Source organism: Opacimonas viscosa, assembly GCF_024199005.1.
GTDB classification, from domain to species: Bacteria; Pseudomonadota; Gammaproteobacteria; order Enterobacterales; family Alteromonadaceae; genus Opacimonas; species Opacimonas viscosa.
This window is the reverse complement of sequence record NZ_JANATA010000160.1, coordinates 1-267: the sequence shown is the minus strand read 5'-3', so window position 1 is coordinate 267 and position 267 is coordinate 1. Positions and strand designations below refer to the sequence as shown.

Sequence of the window (267 nt, the reverse complement as noted above, 5' to 3'; positions counted from 1 at the left end):
AGCACTATAAAGATCTAGAAGAAGGCAAATGGGTGAAGATTGACGGTTGGGCAGACGCTGCAGCTGCAAAAGAAGAAATTACCGCAAGCATCGCGCGTTTCGAAGCAGAATAATTCACGCTGCTTCAAATTGATGATACAAAGGGCTGGTGTAATACCAGCCCTTTTTGTATGTGGTCTAAAAGTGAATATTGATAACTAAAATTAGGCATCACAACAGAAAGCTAAACAGATACCTGAAAGAGACCCGTATGTACAACCTGAAACA

The 267-nt window shown here is 41.2% G+C and carries 1 protein-coding gene; it reads left to right on the top strand.

The window, feature by feature from the left end; translation table 11 throughout:
• A partial coding sequence (locus NLF92_RS13110; protein ID WP_349293232.1) for an inorganic diphosphatase occupies window positions 1-113 on the top strand: 113 nt, incomplete at its 5' end.
• Window positions 114-267: the final 154 nt, after the last annotated feature.